The following is a 2,189-nucleotide window of genomic DNA, read 5'->3' on the forward strand; positions in this document are numbered from 1 at the left end:
GCTGCTGCGCGGGGAAGTTCGTCGTGGACCAGCCGGCCCGCCAGCGCGCCGCCGTACACCACGACACCGACGCCCACCAGCCACGATTGGACGACCAGGACGGTCCCGATCGGCCCGTAGGCGAGGGCGTCGGTGCCGATCAGCGGCGAGAAGACGAGCCGCGAGAACACCCGCAGGCCGAGCAGCCCGGCCGTCGTGATCACGGCTCCGGGCAGCAGGGCGCTCCATCGGACCCGGCCGCCGAGCAGCATCCACTGCGACCACCAGAGGAACAGGACGGCGAGCAGCACCGAGACGAGACCGCCGAACGGGGTCCGCCGCCACACGGCGGTGGTGGCGAAGAGCAGGAGCACGCCGATCAGCGCGGCCAGCCACACGGCATGGCGCCACCTCGCCCACCAGCGGGCCGGCGGCAGCCCCCAGATCTTCTCGTAGGTGGTCTGGACCGCCGCACCGAACGACAGCCCGAACGCGGCGAGGGCGGCCAGGCTGAACGCCGTCGTCGTCCGCAGGGTCTCGTCGGGCAGCGCGATCAACTGCTCGATGTTCCTGACCGAAGGCCCGGAGACACCGATCCCGTCGCCGAGCCACTGGGCGAACCCGTGGCCGTTCGCCGGATCGGCCGCCGAGATGACGATCAGCAGTGGGACCAGCGTGAGGAACCCGAGCGCCGCGAAGCCCAGTGCCCGCTGCGACAGTTCGACCGCGCTGCCCCTGCTCCACGCCCGCCCGGCCGCCGAGCGGGCGGCCATCCGCAACCGCCCGATCGGGGACGGCCGGCTCGCGGGGGACGGCGGTTCCCGCGGTGTCCGTGCCGGCGGCGTCGCGGGCGCCGGGCGGTGCTCCGGCGACCGGCCGGAGCCCTGCGGGGTGGGAGCGCGCGCCATGACGGGACCTGATGGTCCGACGGCCTGCCGACGATGCCGGGGCGTCAGTGGCCCGAGGTCGGGCCGTCGGGTTCCTGGGGGTCGACGCCGGTGTGGGCCTTGGCGGTGCGTCCGCCGCTGGGGCGGCCGGACGGGCCCTGCTCTCCCAGGTCGTAGGTGTGCTTGCCGGGCCCCTGGTCCTCGCCGCGGCGGCCCTTGCTCTCCACGGTGTTGCCCGGGACGTCCTGCTCCTCCTCGGCGGCCTTCTCACGACCGGGTCCCGGCTTGGGAGCGTAGGTCTCGGGGTGGAAGGAGCGGTGGGCACTGTCGTTGGGCTCTTGGTGCTCGGCGTCGATGTCGGGGGACCAACCGTGCTGGTCCTCGCCGTCGAACCGGCTCGCCCGGCCTTCTTCCATCGTGGGGTGGGTGTTCCTCGCAGTCATGATCATCACCTGCTGGGTCGGGTCGGCCGCTGGACGCGGCCGGTGTTCACGGGTCCGCCGGGAGGGCGGCACCCTCGGTGTGGCGCAGGGCCTTGGCGGGCCGGCGGTCAGGGGGATCCGAAGTAGGAGGTCGGACCCAGGCGGTAGTCGGCGTCGCCCCGGTGGAGGGCGGGGTCGTAGATGGGCGTGCCCTTGACCTGCTCCTTGGTGCGGTTGAGGTGGATCGTCCTGTTGGTGTGGTCGACCCGGGTGACGGTGCCGGCCGGCAGCATCACGTGCCTGCCGAGCAGCCACGGCCTGCAGTTGACGACGAAGTGGGCGGAGCCGACGTCGTCGGTGGCCTCGTCGACCTTGCCGATGTGGCCGTCACTGGCCTCGACCTTGAAGCCGACCAGGCCGGTTCCGGGTGCGTCCTGCGATGCGGGGGCGTGGCCCCGGACATCGGTCATGACGTGCTCCTTCTCCACTCGGGGTGCGCACCCGACGGCGGGTGCGGCCGGGTGGTCAGTGTTTGAGGGCGTCCTTGGCCTTCGCGCCGGCCTGCTTGGCGTCGCCCTTCATCTGCTCGCTGCGGCCCTCCGCCTCGAGGCTGCGGTTGCCGGTCGCCCGGCCGACGGTCTTCTTCGCGCCGCCCTTGACCTCTTCGGCCTTGTGAGCGATCTTCTTGCCCATAGTCATGGCTGATGTCCTTTCCTGAGTGATCGCGAGTGGTCGTGAGGGGTGGCCCGTGGCGGGCCTAGCCGGTCCCGAACAGGTGCGGCCTGCGGTGCCCGCGCTCGGGCTCGGCTTCCGGCTCGTCGTCCCGGTGCGGGTCTTGGACGCGTTCCTGCGGCATCGGGGCGACCCGGGTGCCGGCGGTCTGCTCGTGCGTGCCGCTGCG

The 2,189-nt window shown here is 72.7% G+C and carries 4 protein-coding genes; all 4 read right to left on the minus strand.

What is annotated here, in order from left to right:
• Positions 1–752: YhjD/YihY/BrkB family envelope integrity protein (locus AA75_RS39395; RefSeq protein WP_051814185.1), on the minus strand; the 752-nt coding region annotated here is incomplete at its 3' end.
• A 179-nt stretch (positions 753–931) separates the two neighbouring features.
• Positions 932–1,309, minus strand: coding sequence for a hypothetical protein (locus AA75_RS39400; protein ID WP_149038652.1), 378 nt, complete (start codon positions 1,307–1,309; stop codon positions 932–934).
• Between the two features lie 107 nt (positions 1,310–1,416).
• Positions 1,417–1,758 carry a hypothetical protein gene (locus AA75_RS39405; protein ID WP_033825279.1) on the minus strand — a complete coding sequence of 114 codons (342 nt, stop codon included), beginning with the start codon at positions 1,756–1,758 and terminating at the stop codon, positions 1,417–1,419.
• A 55-nt stretch (positions 1,759–1,813) separates the two neighbouring features.
• Positions 1,814–1,987 carry a CsbD family protein gene (locus AA75_RS46605; RefSeq protein WP_082527173.1) on the minus strand — a complete coding sequence of 58 codons (174 nt, stop codon included), beginning with the start codon at positions 1,985–1,987 and terminating at the stop codon, positions 1,814–1,816.
• Positions 1,988–2,189: the final 202 nt, after the last annotated feature.

The organism is Kitasatospora sp. MBT63, from assembly GCF_000710465.2.
Lineage (GTDB): Bacteria > Actinomycetota > Actinomycetes > Streptomycetales > Streptomycetaceae > Kitasatospora.

What these genes read in the sequence shown, in the direction of transcription:
- AA75_RS39400 (WP_149038652.1), bottom strand. Translation starts at nt 1,309, where the DNA reads ATGACTGCGAGGAACACCCACCCCACGATGGAAGAAGGCCGGGCGAGC.
- AA75_RS39405 (WP_033825279.1), bottom strand. Translation starts at nt 1,758, where the DNA reads ATGACCGATGTCCGGGGCCACGCCCCCGCATCGCAGGACGCACCCGGA.
- AA75_RS46605 (WP_082527173.1), bottom strand. Translation starts at nt 1,987, where the DNA reads ATGACTATGGGCAAGAAGATCGCTCACAAGGCCGAAGAGGTCAAGGGC.